Below are 22,529 nucleotides of genomic sequence, written 5' to 3'. Positions count from 1 at the left end.
TGTTCAAAGCTTGTAGTGGTCTATTCACGAATGTGTCCTCCAGGCAGTAAGGCCCAGCAAGTCCAGAGTAGTTGCACCTTGCGCTAATTGCTGCATCATGATTTCTTCTTTGCTGGTCCTCGCTTCTGCCGCTGCGATGGTGCGTTCCATATCGCCAGAGGGGATAATGATTACACCATCGTCATCCGCAACCACCAGATCTCCTGCATGGACAGGGACGCCGCCAAAATAGATAGGTTGCCCGACGGAAGGGCTGCTAGCCTTGATTGTTCCACGCACGCTCACGCCTCGTGTAAATACGGGAAACTGGCGCTTGGTCATAGCAGCCACATCCCTCACTCCACCATCGATAATCAGTCCTGTTATGCCTGCTGCTTCCGCCGCGACGGTCAGTACCTCACCCCAGTATCCAGCAATGAAATTACCCGTACCGACCACCAGTACGCTGCCACGCGGAGCACTCTCCATGGCGAGGTGTATGGATAGATTATCACCGGGCGAACAGATCAGGGGAAACGCCAGTGCAGCAATGGCGGCACCGGGCCAGATGCTGCGGATATCAGGGTCGACCGAGCAAGCCAGTCCGGATGCCTCATATAGTGTGGAGCTGCCAAGTTGCTTGCAGCGCCCGGCAATGTCTGCAGTGACGGTGATCATGATACTTTCCTTTGTAATGTGTGATAACCCAGTACTTCGCGGGCTTCCCTGAGTGTCTTTCCCTGCGCAAGTTGCGCCCTGATATCTGCTTCCACCTGTTCGATTTTGCGCGCTGTGTCAGCAATCTCCCTGGCACGCGCCCGGGGAACGACTACCACGCCATTGGCATCAGCGATGACAATGTCGCGTGGGCAAACCCGCGCTGTACCAACCGACACAGCTACATTCGTGGCTTCGACCTGTACCCTGTCTTTTCCGGTGCGCATGAAGCGTCCCCGGCTGAATATCGGGTAGGCATCTCCCAGTGCTTTAGTGACGTCACGACAGACACCGTCGATAACGGTTGCTGCAATTTTTCTGGTGCCAGCATACTGGGTCATGATGTCACCCCATACCGTGCAGTCAGTGCGACCATTATTGTCGATCACTACCACGTCACCCTCGGCAACGTCATCAATGAAATCACCTACCGTTCCGGGTGGCGTGCTGGCCGACACATATTTGACCGTGAAAGCTGGGCCGACAACCACATTCTTGTAATTATCTAAAGGTGCGATACCAAGGCATTGACCCGGCAAGCCCAGTTTGTCCATCGCGTCCGAAATACCTGGTGTGTCCAGGCCTTTGAACAGGGCAGTGATTTCCATGTCTTCGTGATTCATTTCGCGCTCCCTGACTTGATGGCTTCAAATTTCTTGTCGTGCATGACATCTGCAACCGAGTGTCCTGAGCGTACCGCCTGAACCATGCCATCCTGACGTTGCGCGATACGCTCGCCAAGCTCAATGACTTCGGCAATGCGGTCAACCGGTATGAAGACCGCGCCGCAGCGGTCGGCGATCACGTAGTCGTTTTCCTTGACGACGACTCCCCCCATATTGACTGTTTGGCCCGATGATATTTGTACGACACGGTTGCGGGCACTGATCATCGTGATGCCGCGGCCATAGACGGGATAGGAAATTGACTCGCTTCCCTCAATATCACGACTGTTGCCATCGATAACGGAACCACGTATGCCCTTTGCCCGGGCAGCATTGGCAAGAATGTCGCCCCAGCATGAAATGCCATCGACACCGCCTGCAATAACGAGGATGCGATCATCGCAGGTGATTTCTGCGATGACAGGCGAGATCAAATGGACTGTGGGCGCTGAGTCAGTCTTTGGCCCCAACTGTATCGTACTGGCTCTGCCAACGATTTTCTGGCAATCCCATAGAGGACGAATGCCAAATGTTGCGCCTGGGAGATTGAGAAAATCCAGGGCATCCGATACCGTGTTGGTATCAAGAGCCGCCAGACGGTCCAGCAGGTTTTCTTGAGTCATGGTGTATATCCTCTGTGTGGTTGCACAGGACTTACTCTGAGGTATAAGATGTGATACGTAAATTCCTAATTAAATATCATTTAATTCTATAAAAGCTATCACTGCCATGATCAATTTTCGCCTGATGCGTCACTTATGGCTTTTTCTCGTTGTTGCAGAAGAAAAATCGTTCAGGAAGGCTGCACTTCGCCTGGGAATGTCACAGCCACCTCTGACCGAGCAAATTCAAGTGCTTGAACAGTCTTTGAAGGTGACTTTGTTTGAACGCTCAAGACGCGGCGCTCAGCTCACTCCGGTCGGTGCTGCAATACTCCCGGCAGTACAAAAACTGGCTGAACAGATGGGGCATCTGGAGTTCGCAGTAAGGGAGGCGGTTGCTGGACAAACCGGGGTGCTGGCTATCGGTGCCATCACTTCTGCAATGCTGGATGTGCTTCCCGTCATCATAGAAAAAATCAAGTCCGCACATCCACAGCTCACGGTTTCAGTCAGGGAAATTGATAGCGCAGATGCAGTTCCGGCATTGCTTGCAGGTGAGATTGACCTGGCTTTTGCACGGCTGGAAGGCGACTTTGGCGAGACCGTGCGGACATTACCATTGATACAGGAGCGTCTCGCAGTTGCGCTCCCACATACACATCCTTACGCAAAAAAAACACGCGTCAGTCTTGCAACACTAGCCGAAGAAGACTTTGTGATGTTTGCTCGCAGAGTCAGCCCAGTCTATTTTGATAATCTGATCGCTTCTTGCCAGGCACATGGTTTTTCACCACGCATAGTGCATGAAGTCAGTTCGGTCGCTTCCCAGATTGCTTTCGTAGGATGTGGGCAAGGTATAGCTCTGGTGCCAACGATATTGAAGAAGCTTGCACCAGAGAATGTGGTGGTCCGGCCTCTCAGGGAGAAGTTGGATGTGGTAACCACAGCCATAGCATGGAATACAAAACGACCGAACCCTTTGGTAGATGCAGTGATTGCGCAGGTTCGCAAGCGCGATGCGTAGCTAGAAGACACTCTCAGCAATATTCTTTTGCTCGATGACAGAGCGCAAGGTATTGTGGGCTGGGCGTTGCTCAGGTTTGCCAGCGAAAGCACATTCACTCATACCATTGAGTAATTCTGCATCGCGCCCGCTGAACAGCGGGCAGCGCGGGAACAGTTCTGCGACCCAGTCAACAAAGGCGCGCACCTTCGGTGACAGATGGCGGTTCGCCAGGTAGACCACAGAGATGGGCATGGGGGCGGGTGTCCATTGTGGCAATACTTCGCGCAATGCGCCGGATTGCAGATGCGGCATCAGCATGAAGCGCGGTGCCTGTATCAGGCCAAAGCCCTTGAGGGCGCATTCTATGTAGGCTTCAGAATCATTGACGGATATCTTGCCATTGACCGTGACATCCACAGTCTTGCCATCGACGACAAAATCCCAATCCAGGTTGCGGCCAGTGCGGCTGGAAAAATAGTGCACAGCCTGGTGGTGCTGCAAGTCTTCCAGGGTCTGTGGCTCACCATGCGTATCGAGATAATCTGGCGCTGCGCAGGTGATGCTCTGGAAAGTGCCTATGCGGCGGGCGACCATGCTGGAATCCTGCAACTCACCTACCCGTATCACGCAATCAACCGCTTCCTGCACCATATCCACCATGCGGTCACCCATGCCCATGACCAGCTTGATGTCAGGGTAGCGCGAATAAAACTCACAGACTTGCGGCAACAGTATCAGCCTGCCTATCGAGGTTGGCACATCAATGCGCAACTGGCCTTTGGGGCCACGTGCCACATTCTGGAAAGAAGTTTCGGTCTCGTCCACGTCCGCCAGGATGCGCACGCAGCGCTCATAGTAGGCCGCGCCGTCTGGCGTCAGGCTCAGGCGGCGGGTGGTGCGGTTCAGCAGGCGCACCTGCAACAGGCTTTCCAGGTTCTGGATGATGGTCGTGACGGTGGTACGCGGCAAGCCGAGGTTGTCGGCGGCGCGGGTAAAACTATTGCTGTCCACCACGCGGGTAAAGACTTGCATTGCCTGGAAGCGGTCCATCGCGGTACTCCTGAATAACTGGTTGGCATAGTCAAGGACTATTCGTCTGAACGAAGTATAAACCTAATTTGATGTCTGATTAGTCGACCTGGCGGAATAGTCATGTTCGATTATAGGCGTTTATCCGCAAGCGCATCGCGCCTACTATTCGGTCCATTCACTAAGCTCTGGCGCGATTGGCGACAATATGATGGACGAAACAGCAATAATTCTTGGCAACCCTGGCGTTTCTGGCAACCCCGGCAACGCCGTCAAGAAAAGAAAAAAGACCACAAAGACGGCTGAGCCATCTTTGCAGATAGACAATTTCCTTATCCCTGGCCAACTTGGGGTCATTCCTGTGCGCCTGTACCGCCCTCAGGGCAATGCGGTTTTGCCGGTGGTGCTGTATTTCCACGGTGGTGGTTTTATCAGCGGTTCCTTGAATGATGCCGATGTACCGGCCCGCTTCATTGCGCGCAACAGCAATGTCATCGTCTTGTCCGTGGGCTATTCACTGGCACCTGCCAAGCCTTTTCCTGCTGCACCGGAAGATGCCTACACCGCCATGCTGTGGGCCATCAAGAACGCCGCCAGTATCAAGGCCGACGCCAGTCGCCTGGCAGTAGCGGGTGACGATGCCGGTGGCAACCTGGCGACTTGCCTGACGCTGATAGCACGCGACCGCAATGCACCGCCAATACTGGCGCAGGCGCTGATAGGCCCGATGCTGGACCCCAGCATGACACGTCTGGGCGACGCCAAGAAACTGGAGTCTGACCTGACCCCGCAAGAATGCGCGCATTGCTACGGCCAATACCTGCCGCGCTCTTTGCAGCGCCTGCACCCCTATGCCGCACCGCTGGAATCCAGCCGCCTGGGCGGTTTGTCACCCGCCTTTATCGCTACTGCTGAACATGATGTCCTGCATGTGGAAGCAGAAAAATATGCTGCAGCCCTGATCACCGTTGGTGTGCCTGTGCAGGTAGCCCGCTTTGCCGGGATCAAGCATGCCTCATTGCCTGAGCATCAGCCTGTGCTGGTGGAAGTGGCGGATTTTTTGCGTCGCCGCCTTGCTGCCTCGTCTTCATCTGATTTGAACACATCTGCTTTCGTATCCCTGGAGGAAAAACAAAATGTCTGACAACGCAAAAGACACTCAAGAACTCAGTAATTTACATACTACATCCACGAGGAATATCATGTCTGAATCTACTAGCTCCACAGCACCAAGCCGCAAATCCATCGCTATCAGCACTGCCATTGTCCTGTTGATCGCCGCCGCAGGCACCATAGGTGCCATCAAAGTTGAAGCCAGCGATGCTGCACCTAAAGGTGCTCCACCGGCAACGACAGTCGACGTGGCAGAAGTCGTCAGCCGCAATATCGTCGACTGGCAAAATTATTCTGGCAAGCTCGAAGCAGTCGATAGAGTTGAGATACGCCCCTTGGTTGGCGGTACATTGACTGCCGTGCATTTCAAGGATGGCAGCCTGGTCAAGAAAGGTGATTTGCTGTTCACCATAGACCCACGTCCGTATGCGGCTGAAGTGGCGCGCTTCCAGGCGCAACTGGCAGCAGCCGAAGCACGCGCAGCCTATACCAGTTCTGACGTGGCCCGCGGTGAAAGACTGCTCGGTGAAAACGCCATCGCCCGCCGTGACTTTGAAGAAAAACAAAATGCATCGCGTGAAGCAGCCGCCAACGTAATGGCAGCGCAGGCCGCATTGAAGGCGGCAAAACTCAATCTTGAATATACCCAGATCACCGCCCCCGTTGCTGGCCGTATCTCGCGTGCCGAAGTCACCGTTGGCAATGTCATTGCAGTTGGTGCCAGCTCACCCGCCTTGAGCACTCTGGTATCTGTCTCGCAAGTGTATGCATCCTTTGATGTGGATGAACAAAGCTTCTTGAAATACGTGAACCCGGCACAGGCCAAGACTAGCCAGGTGCCGGTATTCCTGGGCCTGGCGAATGAAGAAGGTTATTCACGCCAGGGCAAGGTGGTGTCCATCGACAACCGCGTTGACACTTCTTCAGGAACCATACGCGTGCGCGCCGTGTTTGAAAACCAGGATGGCTTGCTCTTGCCCGGCCTGTATGCCCGTGTGCGCCTCGGTGGTGGTGCACCGCATGCAGCCTTGATGATAGATGAAAAAGCCGTGGGCACAGACCAGAGCAAACGCTTCGTGCTGGCAGTCGACAAAGACAACCACACAGCCTATCGCGAAGTGCGCCTGGGTAACAGGCAGGAAGATTTGCTGATTGTGGAATCTGGCCTCAAAGCTGGTGAACGCATCGTCGTCAATGGCCTGCAACGTACACGACCTGGTGACACCATCACGCCGAATATGGTGGCGATGAGCAAAGCGACTGCCGCATCTGCTGAATCAGCGACCCCGGTTGCAGGCGCGGAAGACAAGGCTACTCCAGCTAACAAATCTTAATCGTCACATACATAAATATAGACGCAGATAGAAAAATATCATGAATATCTCAAAATTCTTTATCGATCGCCCCATCTTCGCCGGGGTGCTGTCGGTAATTATCTTGCTGGCCGGTGCGCTGGCCATGTTCCAGTTGCCTATCTCGGAATATCCCGAGGTGGTGCCACCTTCTGTCGTGGTGCGGGCGCAGTACCCCGGTGCCAATCCCAAGGTGATTGCAGAAACCGTGGCTTCTCCTTTGGAAGAATCCATCAACGGCGTAGAGAATATGCTGTACATGCAGTCACAGGCAAACAGTGACGGCAACCTGACGGTGACTGTCAACTTCAAGCTGGGTGTAGACCCTGACAAGGCACAACAACTGGTGCAAAACCGTGTCTCGCAAGCCTTGCCACGTCTGCCTGCTGATGTGCAACGCCTGGGTGTGACGACGATCAAGAGTTCGCCTGCGCTGACCATGGTGGTGCATCTGATTTCACCGGATGACCGCTATGACATGACTTACCTGCGCAACTATGCCGTGCTGAATGTCAAAGACCGTCTGGCGCGTATCAAGGGTGTCGGTGAAGTGGGCTTGTTTGGCTCTGGCAATTACGCCATGCGCGTCTGGCTGGACCCGCAAAAAGTTGCACAGCGTGGCCTGACTGCCTCTGACGTGGTGAACTCCATACGCGAACAAAACGTGCAGGTGGCGGCGGGTGTCATTGGCGCATCGCCAAATGTGCCGGGTACGCCTTTGCAGTTCAATGTGAATGCGCAAGGCCGTTTGAAATCAGAAGCAGAATTTGCCGAGATCATACTCAAGACCTCTGTCGATGGTGCAGTCACCCGCCTGGCCGACGTGGCGCGTATAGAACTCGATGCCTCTGAATATGGCTTGCGTTCTTTGCTCGACAATAAGCCGGCCGTCGCCATACCTATCTTCCAGGCACCTGGCGCGAATGCGCTGGATGTGTCTGACCAGGTGCGTGCGGCGATGAAGGAATTGTCGGCAGACTTCCCAAGTTCGGTGCAATACAAGATCGTGTATGACCCTACGCAATTCGTGCGTTCCAGCATCCACGCGGTCGTCGAGACCTTGCTGGAAGCGATTGCGCTGGTGGTGCTGGTGGTCATCGTGTTTTTGCAAACCTGGCGTGCTTCGCTGATCCCGCTGCTGGCCGTGCCGGTTTCCATCGTTGGTACTTTTTCGCTGATGCTGGGCTTTGGCTATTCCATCAATGCCTTGTCACTGTTTGGCATGGTGCTGGCCATAGGTATCGTGGTCGATGATGCGATTGTGGTGGTGGAGAATGTGGAGAGGAATATATCTGCTGGCCTGTCACCGAAAGAAGCGACTTACCGCGCCATGCGCGAAGTCAGCGGCCCTATCATCGCGATTGCTTTGACACTGGTTGCGGTATTCGTACCACTGGCCTTCATGACAGGTCTGACCGGGCAGTTCTACAAACAGTTTGCGATGACGATTGCGATTTCGACTGTGATCTCGGCCTTCAACTCGCTGACTCTGTCACCAGCACTGGCAGCCATCCTGCTCAAAGGCCATGATGAAAAACCGGACTGGCTGACCAAAGTCATGAACCGCCTGTTTGGCCGCTTCTTCGATGCCTTCAATCGCATGTTCAATCGTGGTTCTGAAAAGTATTCCAAGGGTGTGGCTGGCGTCATATCGCGCAAGGCATCCAGCATGGTGGTGTATGTCGTATTGCTGGCCGCAGCCGTGGGTATTTCTTACATCGTGCCGGGTGGCTTTGTGCCTGGGCAAGACAAGCAATACCTGATCAGCTTCACGCAATTGCCAAATGGCGCGACGCTGGACAGGACTGAAAAAGTCATCCGTGATATGTCGGCCATTGCCTTGAAAGAACCGGGTGTGGAGAGTGCAGTTGCCTTTCCTGGCTTGTCCATCAATGGTTTTACCAATAGCTCCAGCGCCGGTATTGTTTTTGTGACGCTGAAACCCTTTGAAGAACGCCGCAGCAAGGAGCTGGCAGCCGATGCCATTGCAGGCAAGCTGAACCAGAAGTATTCAGCAATCAAGGATGGTTTCATCGCCGTCTTCCCGCCACCACCTGTCATGGGCCTGGGCACGGTGGGTGGCTTCAAGATGCAGATAGAAGACAAGGGTGCGCTTGGCTATGCAGAACTGGATGCGGCAGCACAAGCCTTTATCGCCGCTGCCAAGACAGCGCCAGAACTGGGGCCTATGTTTTCCAGCTACCAGATCAATGTGCCACAACTGGATGTCAACCTCGACCGCGTCAAGGCCAAGCAGCTTGGCGTACCGGTGACCGATGTGTTTGACACCATGCAGATTTATCTTGGTTCTTTGTATGTGAATGACTTCAACCGCTTTGGCCGTGTGTACCAGGTACGTGCCCAGGCAGATGCGCCTTACCGTGCCAAGCCTGAAGATATCCTGCAACTGAAAACCCGCAATACGGCTGGTGAAATGGTGCCCCTGTCTTCCCTCGTCAAGGTGACGCCTAGCTTTGGTCCTGAGATGGTGGTGCGTTATAACGGCTATACCGCGGCGGATATCAACGGTGGCCCTTCCCCTGGTTACTCATCGAATCAGGCGCAGGCTGCGGCAGAACGTATCGCTGCAAAAACACTGCCTGCCGGTATCAAGTTTGAATGGACGGACCTGACTTACCAGCAAATCCTGGCGGGCAATGCTGGTGTCTGGGTATTCCCTATCAGTGTCTTGCTGGTCTTCCTGGTATTGGCAGCGCAGTATGAAAGCCTGACCTTGCCACTGGCTGTCATCATGATCGTGCCCATGAGTTTGCTGGCGGCTTTGACCGGCGTCTGGCTGACAGGTGGTGACAATAATATCTTTACCCAGATCGGTCTCATGGTGCTGGTGGGGCTATCGGCCAAGAATGCGATTCTGATCGTGGAATTTGCGCGGGAGCTTGAACTGCAGGGCAGCACGCCTTTGCAGGCTGCGATAGATGCCAGCCGCTTGCGCTTGCGCCCTATCCTGATGACTTCCATCGCCTTCATTATGGGTGTGGTGCCACTGGTGATTTCTAGCGGCCCTGGTTCCGAGATGCGTCATGCCATGGGTGTAGCGGTGTTTTTTGGCATGCTGGGTGTAACCCTGTTTGGCCTGTTCCTGACGCCGGTGTTTTATGTATTGCTGCGTACTCTTGCAGGTGGCCGCAAGTTGCATTCTGCAGTGGTGCATGAAGCGCCCGCTCTTGCACACGACCTTGCACATGGTCACGATCATGAGCACACTACTGTTAAAGTTTGAGAGAACATGATGATGAATACAATCAAACCCCTGAAGTCTGCTTCATCGCTGTTGATGTTATTGCTGGTATTGGCTGGCTGTTCAGTCGCACCAACTTATCAGAAAGCGGAAGTGACAACTCCCGCTGCCTATAAAGAAGTGCAAGCAAACAGCAACTGGAAAGAAGCCCAGCCCTCAGAAGAAGTCGCCCGTGGCGACTGGTGGAAAATCTTTGCGGACGATAGTCTCAACGAGATGGAAAGCCAGGCCATGGCGGCCAACCAGAACCTCAAAGCCGCGGCCGCCCGCCTGAAGCAATCCCGCGCCTTGCGCCAGGATGCGCGTGCTGGTCTGTTCCCGCAAGTGAATGCGGGCCTGGGTGCCAGCCGTGGGCGTGCCGCACCGGCGTCCCAGGGTCTGCCTGACAATACCAGGATGCCGACTTCCACGACCTACAATGCCCAACTCGGTGCATCGTATGAGCTGGATTTGTTTGGCCGCGTGGCGTCCAGCATAGATGCGGCAACAGCAGATACGCAAAAAAATGAAGCCCTGTTCCAGTCTGTGCAACTGGCCTTGCAAGCCGACGTGGCGCAAGCCTACTTTTTGCTGCGCGAACTGGATGCAGAACAGGCTTTATATGCCGCCACGGTAGAGTTGCGCTCAAAAACCCTGAAGTTGGTGCAAACCCGTTTTAATGAAGGCGATATCAGCGAACTCGATCTGGCCCGCGCCAAGGCAGAACTGGCAACGGCGCAATCAGAATCACTGGGCCTGGCACGCAGCCGTGCGGTAGCTGAACATGCACTGGCCGTCTTGCTGGGCAAGACGCCGGCAGAATTCAATTTCCTGCCACGGCCCTTGTCACGCATTGCTGTCAATATCCCGGCAGGCTTGCCATCGGCCTTGCTGGAACGCAGGCCAGATATTGCCGCAGCAGAACGCAGCATGGCCGCTGCTAATGCCCGTATCGGTGTGGCCCGCTCAGCTTTCTTCCCAAGGCTGGATATCACCGGCTCCGCCGGTTATGCATCAGCCAGTCTGAGTGATTTGCTGAACTGGAGCAGTCGTACCTTCCTGCTGGGGCCTCTGTTGTCCATGCCTCTGTTTGATGGCGGCCGTCGCCAGGCCAGTGTGGACAGGGCTGGTGCAGTCTATGAAGAAGATGTGGCCACCTACCGCCAGACCGTGCTGAATGCCTTCAGGGAAGTCGAAGACAATCTGGCTGACTTGCGTATCTTGCGTGATCAGACACTGGCACAAGACAATGCGGTGCAGGCGGCAGAGCGGGCAGCGAAACTCTCGCATGTGCAATACCGCGAAGGCTCGGTCAGTTACCTGAATGTGATCGATGCTGACCGCACGGTATTACAGCAGCAGCGCATCGCTGCACAACTCGACGGCGCACGTGCAAAATCCGCAGTTAATCTGATACGTGCCATTGGTGGTGGCTGGGAGGCACGTGGTTCTGTACCCGCAGTATTGCCCGGTGCTCTGACCAGCGCAGATGGAAAAACAATCGTGGCAAAAGCCGACTAAGATTTCCACCCTCCCAGAACAAGTTCTGGTTTTCGCAGCGTGCTTCTGTTAAAGAGGCATGCTGTTTTTTTGCGAGAATTTTCTTTTCTTGAATCAGACGGATGCTGATGGATTCAGATATTGCCTGAACTCGTCGCTGGGTTCACGATCAGAGTAAATGTAGAGCACGATGCCATTGGGGTCGTTGATGGCGAAACCGCGATCACCCCAGGGATGATCTTCAAGCGGGACAGTCACTTCTATTCCTGCTTCGGTCAGAGCCTGGTATTCTGCATCGACATCCGGGACGCAGAAGTTATAGGTTAAACCTGCAGGATTGCACAGGCTTTGCCCTGGTTGTGGTGCCATGAATTGCAATGAAGTTGCCCGTTGGCCAAATTCTACACTGACATACCAGCCGCAATCGAAGGCAACTTTGGCACCAAAGTATTTAAGGTAAAAATCCCGCGATTCCTGTACCAGGTTGGTCGTGATGCAGGATGATAGTGCAGAAGGTTTCACGATATTCTCCATTCATCTATCTTGTTCATCGAAAGACATTCAATAATGAGAATATAACTGCCGGTAGTGAAAAAGACAATCATGCTATTGCTTCAAATTTTGCTTCAAATTTTTACTACCTGTTCTCAGTGCCAGTTCATGATGAGGGCCCTAAGGTCGCGGAAAAAATCAGGAGTTCCTGATCCTCAGAACAAGTTCTGTTATGCATTATCGCCATGCAACTGGTCAATGCAGGCTTGGCATGACAGCATCAGCAAATTCACCACCGGCTGTCAGTGCATCCTGTTCGGTAGGATATAAATCCTTGTCAGGGTGATGCACCATGATGCCATTGATTTCTACACCCACTGTCCAGCCATTTCCGTATTCAGTCGTTTCCATACGAACTGTAGCTCGTAAAATGCCTTTTCCTACGTTTTTAACAATAATCACTTTGACCTCCAATTGTCATGTGCATGATTCATCCTGCTCGCCTGGCCGCCTTACCGCCATCGGACTGTGGTCCCCGGTCTTGTAAGATAAGAGCCTGCTGTAGTTGAGGGGGGATGCGAAAGACAAATCATGGCATTCAAAGTGTGAATGCCATGGCAGTAACTGCAGCCCCCATCATCGCTGTTGCCAGCCACCCCAGGATTTTTAATCTGCGGGAAATAACAAATTGCCCCATCACGGCAGGTTTGGCTGCCATCAGCATCATGACGATCATCACTGGCACAGAGATAATGCCATTGATGACGGCACTCCAGAACAGCGCCTTGATAGGATCAATATTGCTGAGGCTGAGAACGACACCGATGATGGTTGACACCGCAATCACAGCGTAAAATTCCCTTGCCTGCATAGCAGTGTGCTCAAGGCTGTTTTTCCATTTGAAACTGCCTGCAATGGCGTAGGCAGAAGAACCGGCAAGCACAGGAACAGCCAGCTGCCCTGTACCAATAATACCCAGGCTGAATAACAGAAAGGCAAATTCACCTGCAATTGGTTTCAATGCCGCTGCTGCCTGCGCTGAGGACTGTATATCGGTTTGCCCATGCATATGCAAGGTCACCGCTGTGGTCAGCATGATGAAGAATGCCACCATATTTGAAAACCCCATACCAATAAAGGTATCAATACTGATGCACTTTAAACTTTTGATGGCTTGCAATGGTGCTTGCAATAATGCGGTTTCTTCTGGCCTGGTACGCAATTCTTCCACCTCCTGTGAGACTTGCCAGAAGAAAAGCTAAGGGCTGATGGTGGTGCCAAATACAGCGACGATCATCGTCAGATACTCAGTTTTCATTGAGATATGCGGCATGACAGTACTAACCACTACCTGGCCTCAGCTTGGCCAGGACTGATTCCTTATTATCATTGTCTGTGTCATTGTCTGGCAGTGTCGCCGACACTTTTGCTGGTGGCAGCATATGCTTTTTCATCCATGAATCATGCATATAGGCGTTTGAAACCGTAAACGCTCATCTTTTTTAATCATGAAATACCGTTCAAGTGATCATCATAAGGCGCGTAGCGATGATGAGCAGTCAGTTTATATCACCAGGTCTTGTAGGATTACACCGCGACATGCAAGCCTTTACCACCGCTGGTTTTCAAAAAAACTGCAGTTCGAGTCCTGCCAGCATTGCCTGCGTCAATCTGGCGGCTTCTTGCACGAATTCCCTGCTTTACCCTTGCCAGCCCATGTTATGAGGCAAACGCATCCCTGTTTATGAAATGAGTTCCAGTCATGTCACATCTTTCTCAAGGTGAAGTGTCATACAGCAATGAGGAAGGTAGTTTTACAGACGTCAGAAATTATGTGTCAGCGTCAACCTCACAGAGCGTGGCTCAACCGGATGAAAATGAATGCCGTTAGCACCCTCCATGCTTTCACGCGGCAGGCGTGACTGGTAATAATAATCAATGTCGCTGGCCTGCCTGTTGAACAGGTTGAACACATCCATAGTCAGTTTGGTACTGGCATTGATCCTGTAACCCAAGCGGGCATAGGCCAGCGTGGTCGATGAAGAGTGCACGCTATTGTCCTCAACTAAAGGACGTGGGCCAAAGTAACGCAGTTCAAAGCCACCATGCCAGCGGCCCATGTCAGTCACAGTCACGCCAAAAGAAGCCGCCTTGTCGATGGAACCGGGAATGTAATTGCCCGTCACGTCATTTTGCGTATAACGCGCCCGTGACGCTGCCAGGTCAAGGTCAAACAGCAGCCATGGTCTGGCGATATAGTGGTTGTTCCATTCTATGCCGGTGCGGCGGCTGGCACGGCTGGGTTCGGTTTCACCGGCATCACCAACGAATAGCAACTCAGAGGCAATATCCAGCCGCCACAGCGCCAGCGAGCTTTGCAGGCCGGGGATGATTTCTGTACGCATACCCAGTTCTGCTCCCCTGGTTTTTACCAGTGGTATTACCGGTGTGGAGGCACTGCCATCAGACAAACGGGCTTGCGTAGTGCCGCGTGCATCATTGCTGTGAAAGCCGCTGCCATAGTTGATGAAGTATTCTGTCTTGTTCCATGGGCCAAAGATCAATGACAACTTGGGCGAGACGATATGGTCACTTGCCTTGCCTGAATTGCCGCCTATGCTGCTGTTGACATCAAAGCGATAGGCATCGTAACGCAACCCGGCAATACTGCGGAATTTTGGATGCCACTGTATGGAATTTTCTGCATAAAAACCAGCACTGGCTTCCTTGACACTGTCTTCACGTATCGTTGATATGCGTTGCTGTGCGACGGTGTTATAAATGCCGACTGGCGACAGTTTATCGTAGCGCAGTTGTACACCTATCTTGTTACGCATTTCAAGATCAGCTACAGTCAGCGGCCAGGTCTGGCTCATATTCATCCCCAGCATCTGCCGCTTCTCGCTTTGGCTGAACTGGTCACCCGTATCAGGGTTGGTCAGGAAATATGTAAAGTTGCTGAACAGGTCAAGACTGGATTGCACGGCATAAGCATCCATTTCGAACACGCCATCCTGACTGCGCTTCTTCATGGCATAAGACAGGCTGTAACGTGAACTTTGTCCTCCATCCGTAGGGTCAAGCGCACCAAAGCGGCTGATCTGGCCAGATTGCACAGCACGCAAGGGTACCTGGTCCGTGGAATTCCAGTTATTCTTGTAAGCCATGGCTGTCACGCTGTAACCATCGTCATGGCTGCCCTGGCTATAGCGCAGTACGGCACTGTACTTGCGCACATTTTCAGGATTAACCCAGGGGCCATCATTACGGTTGATCTCCAGGCCATACAGCAAATTGCCGTTCGTCAGCGGCACTGAATTTGCCAGCACTGCCCGTTGATAGCCATAGCTCCCCAAAGACAGGCTGGCGATACCGGCACCGAGTTTGTCCGCCAGACGAAGGTGCGCCGCACCGGCAGAAGCAAAGTCACCTTCATCGGCAAAATACGTCCCCTTCTTGTAATCAATGCGCTGTACCAGTTCCGGGATCAGGAAATTCAAATCCGAATAACCCTGGCCATGCGCATGGCTACGCATATTGACCGGCATGCCATCAACAAACGTGGCAAAGTCAGTGCCATGGTCGAGATTAAAGCCGCGCAAAAAATACTGATTGGCCTTGCCATCACCGCTATGCTGGGTAACGATCATGCCGGGTACAAATTCCAGCAATTCGCCAGTACGCAGGGCAGGGCGGTTGCTGACAAGATTGGATGTCACCGCCCCCTGGCTGGCAGCATTGCTGGTACCGACTGCATTATCGTAATTACCGAGGACTTGTACTGTAGGGATTTTTTCTAAATCATCCGCCCGTGCTATTTGGAAGGTTTGCAGCAGCAAAAAGCCAAAGCAGGAAAGCAGTGCACGGTTCATCTTTGTTTTTTGCATTGCTGCTCCATTCATATTCTTGTTTGCTGATTTCATTTGTTGGATCTGTATGATGAAAATTGAATTCGCCATACTTTATATTTGTACAAGCAAAAACCAGACCTATACGCTTGTTTCAGCCATGCCACATCGAGGCAGCTTGCTTTTTATCTTGCTTAAGTCTTAATACGCAGGAAGCAAAGAACTGGATTCACAATTTTTAGAAATTCATTTCGCCAACAGGGATGACTGTGGAAAAGATGATTTTGGATGTGGTGCAAGGAGCCGTTATACATGCATGACATGACAGCGCGTAGCTTAAGTAAGCGATCTGGGGTGGGATAGTGCCGGGTTTATCCGGTAATTTTTGATGAATCCTGACTTATGTCGATGCTGTGCCCAGTGCGGTCATCTTCTCCAGAAAACGCTGGCAGGCGATATCTGATGGCCAAGGCTCCCATGGTTGGCAATCATAGATTTCTGCAAGTGGGTCTTCTTCCAGTATGGGGAGCTTGATTTCCAGCACATCCAGCACTTCATTGCGTGGCCAGCCTGCACAATGCACGGCCTCTGAGGCGGCGATCAGTTCATCTGCAAGTTTATGCAGGCGGTAATCCATCTCATCCCAGGCGGGGAGCTGATAGCGTTTGATGATGGCATCTGTCAACCTGTCGCTGACTTCCTTGAACGGTGAACCCAATACCGCTTTGAGTGGTGAAATGCAATCGAAGGCAAGCAAGCCTTCTTCACCATCATGCAAGAGTTCGCGCAGCGCTGCACCGGCGCTTAAGGCAGAGTCTGTCATGGTACTGCGCAAGGCCAGCACATTCAGGCTATGCTGTGCGACTGACAGCGGCCTGGCCCAGCAGGATTCACCGCCCCAGCGGTAAGTGCGGGACAGTCTGTCTGCCAGGTCGCTGTCCAGCCATGCCTGGGGATCGGGATTGATCAGATCCAGGTGCTTGCCTGATGGCAGCCTGATCCATGCTCGTGTTTTCAATAGTTTGTCCTGATGCCGTGCAAAATGCGCAGCTTGAAAACTACTATCTTAACTTATTCAGGCTTACTGATCTTGAGGAAAATGACAGTCCGGTAAGCCGAAAGCAAGTCGTCTTTGCGATCAAATTTAATGCACATCGGTATCCTCTCCGTGCCAGTTTTACGACGTTAACGGTTGGTGTCACGCAATGAGTGATGCCAACCGCCATATGCCATAGACTTACTTTTTATACAGCGTTACAGGGGGTATGCAGCACGCTTATGCTGCATTACGCAGCGCTTTAGCCGCCGCCACCATATTGGTCAGCGCAGGGATCACTTCTTCCCATGCGCGTGTCTTCAAGCCGCAATCCGGATTGACCCACAGTCGTTCGGCGGGGATACGTTCCGCCGCTTTCTTCATCAATTGCTCGATATGCGCTTGTGTCGGGATATTGGGCGAATGGATGTCATACACACCAGGGCCGATCTCGTTAGGATAATTAAAGTGATCGAATGCATCCAGCAACTCCATGTCAGAGCGTGAGGTTTCTATGGTAATCACGTCAGCATCCATACCAGCGATAGATTCAATGATGTCATTGAACTCTGAATAGCACATATGGGTATGAATCTGGGTCTCATCCTGTGCACCATTGGCCGTGATGCGGAAAGATTCTACTGCCCAGCCCAGGTATCCCTGCCATTGTGCTTTACGCAGTGGCAAACCTTCGCGCAATGCGGCTTCATCAATCTGGATCACGCGCACGCCTGCTTTTTCCAGGTCCAGCACTTCTTCGCGGATTGCCAGCGCAAGCTGGTAACAGGACACAGAACGCGGCTGGTCATCACGCACGAAAGACCAGTTCAAAATGGTGACCGGACCAGTCAGCATGCCCTTCATCGGTTTTGCAGTCAGCGACTGGGCATAACGGCTCCATTCCACCGTCATGGCTTTGGGGCGGGCAATGTCACCGAACAGGATGGGCGGTTTCACGCAACGTGAACCATATGACTGTACCCAGCCAAACTGGCTGAAGGCGTAACCCTCAAGCTGCTCACCAAAGTATTCAACCATGTCATTGCGCTCGGCTTCGCCATGTACCAGCACATCCAGGCCCAGTGCCTCCTGTTCACGCACGCTGCGGGCAATCTCGGCCTGCATGGCGACTTTATAGCCAGCTTCGTCCAGTCTGCCCGCCTTGAATTCACTACGTGCATGACGGATTTCTGCCGTCTGCGGGAAAGAGCCGATAGTCGTCGTCGGATACGCTGGCAGCTTCAGCAATGTGGCTTGCTTGCTGGCGCGTTGTGCATAGGCACTCTGGCGTTGTCCCATGCCTGCAGTAATGGCGGCAACGGCGGCTTTGACGGCAGCATTGTTCACCCGTGGTGAAGTGCGGCGTGCGGTAATGGCTGCCTGGTTGGCCTCCAGTTCATTTTTGACGGCGGCGCTACCCTGATTCAGGGCAGTCGCCAATACCTTGAGTTCATCGAGCTTCTGGATTGCAAAAGCCAGCCACGAACGGATGTCGGCGTCCAGTTTTTGTTCACTGTTCAGATCAACTGGCACATGCAGCAATGAACAGCTAGGCGCTATCCACAGACGGTCGCCCAGTTTTTTTGCTATAGGTGTGAGCCATTCCAGCACGGCATTGAGATCAGTTTTCCAGATATTGCGGCCATTGATGACACCCAGTGACAACACGCGGTCTTGTGGCAATTGTTCAACGACAGCGCTGACTTCTGCACGCGCATTGATGGCATCCAGATGCAGGCCCTGCACAGGCAACTGGCATGTCAGTGACAGATTGTCTTGTAACTGACCAAAGTAAGTTGCCAGCAGTAATTTGACCTTACTCGTGGCCAGCGTCGCATAGGCACTCTTGATCGCATCCTTCCATTCTGTCGCCAATTCGGTGACCAGTATGGGTTCATCAATTTGCACCCATTCCACACCCTGAGCGGCAAGCTGGCTCAGTAATTCTACATAGACAGGCAGCAGGCGTGGTAGCAGGGCCAGCTTGTCAGTATCATCCTTGGCCTTGCCCAGAGACAGGTAAGTGACTGGGCCAATGACGACTGGCTTGGCTTTCACACCCAGGCGTTTGGCTTCTGCCAGTTGTTCCAGCAGGCGTGTAGCATCCAGCGCAAACTTTGTATCGGCAGTAAATTCAGGGACGATGTAGTGATAATTGGTGTCAAACCATTTGGTCATTTCACCAGCCGCGACACCATCGCTTCCACTCCCATTTGCACCACAGCAGGCACTGTGATCTTCCAGCCCTTTCGCAGAACGGCCACGGGCAACGCGGAAGTAATTGTCCAGCACATCGCCATGAAAACCGCTGACACGTTCAGGCAAATTGCCCAGCGTGAAGCTCATGTCCAGCATCTGATCGTAAAACGCGAAGTCTCCAACCGGTGTCAGGTCCAGTGCAGACTGGTGACTCCAGTGACGCTGGCGCAGTTCTGCACCCAGACCCTTCAGTGCATCGCGTGAAGATTCACCCTTCCAGTAAGATTCCAGCGCAAACTTGAGTTCGCGTTTGGCACCAATGCGGGGAAAGCCCAGATTATGTGTAGTGACCATGATGTTGTCTTCATTCCTTGAGATTATTGAATGAGGGCTATGCTATAGTCAGTAAATCATGAAGTAAAATGATGTTTTCTCATTATTCGATTAGTTTTGCTCATACATCATGCTTGAACGCATACATCTGTCCATCATCCAGGAAGTAGAAAAACAGGGCTCGCTGACCGCTGCAGCGTCTGCCTTGTTCCTGACCCAGTCAGCGCTTAGCCATGCCATCAAAAAGCTGGAGCAGCAACTGGGTACTGACATCTGGCTGCGTGAAGGGCGCAGCCTGCGACTGACGCAGGCAGGTGAATATTTGCTGGCCGTCGCCAACCGTGTGCTGCCGCAACTGGCAATGGCAGAAGAACGCATTAGCCAGTACGCCTGTGGTGAACGCGGTACCTTGCGCATAGGCATGGAATGCCATCCCTGTTACCAGTGGTTGTTGAAAGTGGTGTCACCTTACCTGGCAAGCTGGCCCGATGTTGATGTCGACGTCAAACAGAAATTCCAGTTTGGCGGCATTGGTGCCCTGTTTGGTTATGAAATTGATTTGCTGGTGACACCTGACCCACTCTACAAACCTGGCCTGCATTTTGAACCTGTATTTGATTACGAGCAGGTGCTGGTCGTCAGCCGCAAACATGGGCTGGCCAAGGTCGCTTATGCGCAGCCAGCACAGCTCGTTGATGAAGTGCTCATCACTTATCCCGTGGCGATAGACCGGCTGGATATCTATAATCAGTTCCTGATGCCAGCCGGGATCAGCCCGCAGCGACACAAGACCATAGAGACGACGGACATCATGTTGCAGATGGTAGCAAGTGGCCGTGGCGTTGCCGCCTTGCCGCGCTGGCTGGCAGAAGAATATGCAGAAAAAATGGATGTAGTGGCGGTACGCCTGGGCCGCCAGGGTATCGCCAAGCAGATATTTTTAGGGGCGCGCGAAGCTGATGTGGATATCGATTATTTGAAAGCCTTCGTTGAACTGGCAAGGCATTCAAAGCAAGCTAGTGGCTCAAGTCAGGTGAAGAAGAAAGCAGGAAAATAGGTCAAGTAAGTTAGATAAGTCAGACTCCACCTGGGCTTGTCGCCAATGGCAATTCAAAGCAAAAACAAGCACCCGTATTGCTTGCATCATTACGCAACTCTATGCTGCTGTGATGCAATTGCAATATGCGGTGCACGATCAGTAAGCCCAGACCACCACCACCGTGCCTTTCACCACTGAGCGCAAATGGCCGCTTGAACAGTTTGTCCAGCAATTCAACGGGTATGCCGGGGCCGGTATCGCGTATGCAGATTTCCACTGCCTGCAAGCGTTTTGTTACTGCCACAGTCACCACGCCGCCTGCCGGTGTATGGCGTATGGCATTGTCGATCAGGTTGGTCAGCACCCGCTCTATCATGCCAAGGTCTGCCATGACCATGGCATTGCCATCCAGTTCTGCTTCCAGCGCGACCTGGCCGGTTTGTGCCTGCAGTTCAAACTTCTGGAACACGTCCTGTATCAGGTCATTCAGCATGAAGGCTTCTGGCTCGGGTGCTACGCCGCCATGTTCGAGACGCGCCAGGTCAAACAATGCCTGCGCCAGGCGGCCGACTTTGCGGCTCTGGCCCAGCGCAATCGCCAGATAGCGTTGTCGCTCAGCCGCATCCAGCGTCGCATCTCTGGCAGCCAGGGTTTCCAGGTAGCCGTGGATTGATGTCAGTGGCGTGCGCAAGTCATGCGAGATATTGGCGACCACTTCGCGTCTGTCATGGTCCATTTGTTTCAGGGTGTGCCATTGCTCATTGATGCGCGCCGCCATTTGCCCGAAACTGGTTTCCAGCACGGCAATTTCATCACGCTGGTTAGTAGCCTGTGCTGACGGTGGCGGTACGACGGGCTGTTCAGCCTGGGTATCAAAACGGCGCATGGTGTCTGCCAGTTTATGCAAGGGGCGAGTGACCCAGCGCAGTGCAGCCCAGCCTGCCACCAGGGTCAGCAGGGCCACCAGCGCCATCGAAAACAAGGTAACACGCAGTACGGCATTGATACCTGCGTGAGCGGCATAGCGGTCATGCTCTTCACCCTGCAAAATCACGTAAATGTAATGTGCTTCAGGCCTGTTACTGCGCAATGCCGCTACGCTGAATACCTTGCGCCTGCTTTCACTGCGTGGGTCGTCACCAAGTATGGGCAGCATGCGTCCATCGAGGAATTTGCGTATGGGTGCCAGATCAACTTGCTGGCGCTTCAGACGGCCAGGCGGTGCCGCATTGCCGATGATCTTGCCGGTTTCATCGAGCAGATAGACTTCTACACTGGGGTTGACGGTCATCAATTGATCGAACAGGCGACGTACAGAATCAGGCCCCATTTCTTCTGTACCCGTCAATTGCGCATTGACTGCAATGCTGCCTGCCAGGCCGCGTGACAGGCCCTGCACCACTTCCATCTCACGCATATCATTGGCGCGTATCTGCAACCAGGCAGAGACACCACAACTGGCCAGCAACAACGCAGAAAAAACCAGCGATAAGCGCTGTGATAGTGTCAGCTTCACGTCACCTCTCCCGGCAGCGCATAACGGTAACCCTTGCCCCATACCGTCAGTATGCGCTGCGGCTCGGCTGGGTTAGCTTCTATCTTGGCGCGCAGGCGGTTGATGTGGGTATTGACTGTATGCTCATAACCTTCATGTTCGTAACCCCAGACCTTGTTGAGCAAATCCAGGCGCGAATATACCTGGCCAGGGTGGCGTACAAAAAAGTACAACAAGTCAAATTCGCGCGGGGTCAGGTCCAGCAACTTGCCATCGGCAGTGGCAACGCGTGTCACTGGTGACAAGGCCACGCCATCTACGGCTACATCACCGGCTTCAGTGCGGCGGCTCTTGTCCATCGCATCGGCACGGCGCAGCATGGCCTTGACGCGGGCCACCAGTTCCAGCACCGAGAAAGGTTTGGCCAGGTAATCGTCAGCCCCCAGTTCCAGTCCCAAAATGCGGTGCACTTCGCTGGAACGGGCGCTGATGATGATAATCGGAACATAGTTTTCCATGGCGCGCGCCTGGCGGCAAATCTCCAGCCCATCGACACCGGGCAGCATGATGTCGAGTATCAGGGCATCCCATTTACCAGTACGCAATTGTGCGAGACCTTGTTTGCCGTCAGCACAATGCGTGACCTGATAGCCCTCGTCCTTCATGTGCAGGCGCAGCAGGTCGGCGATGGGCATATCATCTTCCACGATCAATATACGTTTTACTGTATCCAAGGCAAGGCTCCGGCAGGCTGCTTTAATGTTGTCATTGTGCAGGATTTACGGGTAAAAAAGTATCACAAATCGTTTAACTTTACGTGAAGACTTGGACAGCGATTGGGGCGCACAATAAGAATCATGGTACAGGAGTGGAACCAACACCA

At 53.2% G+C, this 22,529-nt stretch carries 18 protein-coding genes; 6 read left to right on the top strand and 12 right to left on the bottom strand.

Annotated elements, in window-relative coordinates; all coding sequences use genetic code 11:
• Positions 1–24: 24 nt before the first annotated feature.
• Genes AC3WQT_RS03390 through AC3WQT_RS03380 form a run of 3 tightly spaced genes read right to left on the bottom strand, consistent with a single transcriptional unit; the run spans position 25 to position 1,984 of the window.
• Positions 25–657, bottom strand: coding sequence for an RraA family protein (locus tag AC3WQT_RS03390; protein WP_492702256.1), 633 nt, complete (start codon positions 655–657; stop codon positions 25–27).
• Entirely contained in the window at positions 654–1,319 is a 666-nt protein-coding gene (locus tag AC3WQT_RS03385; RefSeq protein WP_492702254.1) for an RraA family protein, read from the bottom strand. Before AC3WQT_RS03385 ends, AC3WQT_RS03390 begins: the two co-directional genes overlap by 4 nt.
• Positions 1,316–1,984, bottom strand: a complete 669-nt coding sequence (locus AC3WQT_RS03380) for an RraA family protein (protein ID WP_492702252.1) — start codon at positions 1,982–1,984, stop codon at positions 1,316–1,318. The genes AC3WQT_RS03385 and AC3WQT_RS03380 overlap by 4 nt, the downstream gene beginning before the upstream one ends.
• 106 nt (positions 1,985–2,090) lie before the next feature.
• Between AC3WQT_RS03380 and AC3WQT_RS03375 the strand changes: the two genes are divergently transcribed.
• Positions 2,091–2,987, top strand: a complete 897-nt coding sequence (locus tag AC3WQT_RS03375) for a LysR family transcriptional regulator (protein ID WP_492702250.1) — start codon at positions 2,091–2,093, stop codon at positions 2,985–2,987.
• Here AC3WQT_RS03375 and AC3WQT_RS03370 read toward each other — a convergent pair whose 3' ends face one another.
• Positions 2,988–4,019 (bottom strand): LysR family transcriptional regulator, encoded by a 1,032-nt coding sequence (locus tag AC3WQT_RS03370; RefSeq protein ID WP_492702248.1) that lies wholly within the window; start codon positions 4,017–4,019, stop codon positions 2,988–2,990.
• A 187-nt stretch (positions 4,020–4,206) separates the two neighbouring features.
• Here AC3WQT_RS03370 and AC3WQT_RS03365 point away from each other — a divergent pair, with 187 nt between their 5' ends.
• The 4 genes from AC3WQT_RS03365 to AC3WQT_RS03350 are packed head-to-tail and all read left to right on the top strand — an operon-like array spanning position 4,207 to position 11,225.
• A complete protein-coding gene (locus AC3WQT_RS03365) occupies positions 4,207–5,142 on the top strand; it encodes an alpha/beta hydrolase (protein ID WP_492702246.1) in 936 nt (311 codons plus the stop codon).
• Positions 5,143–5,200: 58 nt separating this feature from the next.
• Entirely contained in the window at positions 5,201–6,445 is a 1,245-nt protein-coding gene (locus tag AC3WQT_RS03360; RefSeq protein ID WP_492702244.1) for an efflux RND transporter periplasmic adaptor subunit, read from the top strand.
• Positions 6,446–6,485: 40 nt separating this feature from the next.
• Positions 6,486–9,707, top strand: a complete 3,222-nt coding sequence (locus AC3WQT_RS03355; RefSeq protein WP_492702242.1) for an efflux RND transporter permease subunit — start codon at positions 6,486–6,488, stop codon at positions 9,705–9,707.
• A 12-nt stretch (positions 9,708–9,719) separates the two neighbouring features.
• Complete coding sequence (locus AC3WQT_RS03350) at positions 9,720–11,225, top strand: efflux transporter outer membrane subunit (protein ID WP_492702525.1); 1,506 nt, start codon at positions 9,720–9,722, stop codon at positions 11,223–11,225.
• Between the two features lie 93 nt (positions 11,226–11,318).
• On the opposite strand, the gene AC3WQT_RS03345 is transcribed toward AC3WQT_RS03350, so the two are convergent.
• The 6 genes from AC3WQT_RS03345 to metE all read right to left on the bottom strand — a co-directional run bounded on the left by AC3WQT_RS03345 (position 11,319) and on the right by metE (position 19,133).
• A complete protein-coding gene (locus AC3WQT_RS03345; protein WP_492702240.1) occupies positions 11,319–11,726 on the bottom strand; it encodes a VOC family protein in 408 nt (135 codons plus the stop codon).
• 225 nt (positions 11,727–11,951) lie between these two features.
• The gene (locus AC3WQT_RS03340) at positions 11,952–12,107 is read right to left on the bottom strand and encodes a hypothetical protein (protein ID WP_492702238.1); all 156 of its coding nucleotides are present in this window, start codon (positions 12,105–12,107) and stop codon (positions 11,952–11,954) included.
• Between the two features lie 187 nt (positions 12,108–12,294).
• Entirely contained in the window at positions 12,295–12,918 is a 624-nt protein-coding gene (locus AC3WQT_RS03335) for a divalent metal cation transporter (RefSeq protein WP_492702236.1), read from the bottom strand.
• Between the two features lie 601 nt (positions 12,919–13,519).
• Positions 13,520–15,583, bottom strand: coding sequence for a TonB-dependent receptor (locus AC3WQT_RS03330; protein ID WP_492702234.1), 2,064 nt, complete (start codon positions 15,581–15,583; stop codon positions 13,520–13,522).
• A gap of 361 nt (positions 15,584–15,944) precedes the next feature.
• Entirely contained in the window at positions 15,945–16,562 is a 618-nt protein-coding gene (locus AC3WQT_RS03325) for a phosphohydrolase (protein WP_492702232.1), read from the bottom strand.
• 258 nt (positions 16,563–16,820) lie between these two features.
• Entirely contained in the window at positions 16,821–19,133 is a 2,313-nt protein-coding gene (metE, locus tag AC3WQT_RS03320; RefSeq protein WP_492702230.1) for a 5-methyltetrahydropteroyltriglutamate--homocysteine S-methyltransferase, read from the bottom strand.
• A 109-nt stretch (positions 19,134–19,242) separates the two neighbouring features.
• On the opposite strand from metE, the gene AC3WQT_RS03315 reads away from it, so the two are divergent.
• Positions 19,243–20,169 carry a LysR family transcriptional regulator gene (locus AC3WQT_RS03315; RefSeq protein WP_492702228.1) on the top strand — a complete coding sequence of 309 codons (927 nt, stop codon included), beginning with the start codon at positions 19,243–19,245 and terminating at the stop codon, positions 20,167–20,169.
• A 19-nt stretch (positions 20,170–20,188) separates the two neighbouring features.
• Here the strand turns inward: AC3WQT_RS03315 and AC3WQT_RS03310 are convergent, their stop codons facing one another.
• Both AC3WQT_RS03310 and AC3WQT_RS03305 read right to left on the bottom strand, forming a co-directional pair.
• Positions 20,189–21,667, bottom strand: coding sequence for a sensor histidine kinase (locus AC3WQT_RS03310; RefSeq protein ID WP_492702226.1), 1,479 nt, complete (start codon positions 21,665–21,667; stop codon positions 20,189–20,191).
• On the bottom strand, positions 21,664–22,380 hold the full coding sequence (locus AC3WQT_RS03305) for a response regulator transcription factor (RefSeq protein WP_492702224.1): 717 nt from the start codon (positions 22,378–22,380) through the stop codon (positions 21,664–21,666). Before AC3WQT_RS03305 ends, AC3WQT_RS03310 begins: the two co-directional genes overlap by 4 nt.
• Between the last annotated feature and the right edge of the window lie 149 nt (positions 22,381–22,529).

It is taken from the genome of Undibacterium sp. FW305-107, assembly GCF_058788535.1.
This window is presented reverse-complemented; position numbering and strand designations above follow the sequence as displayed.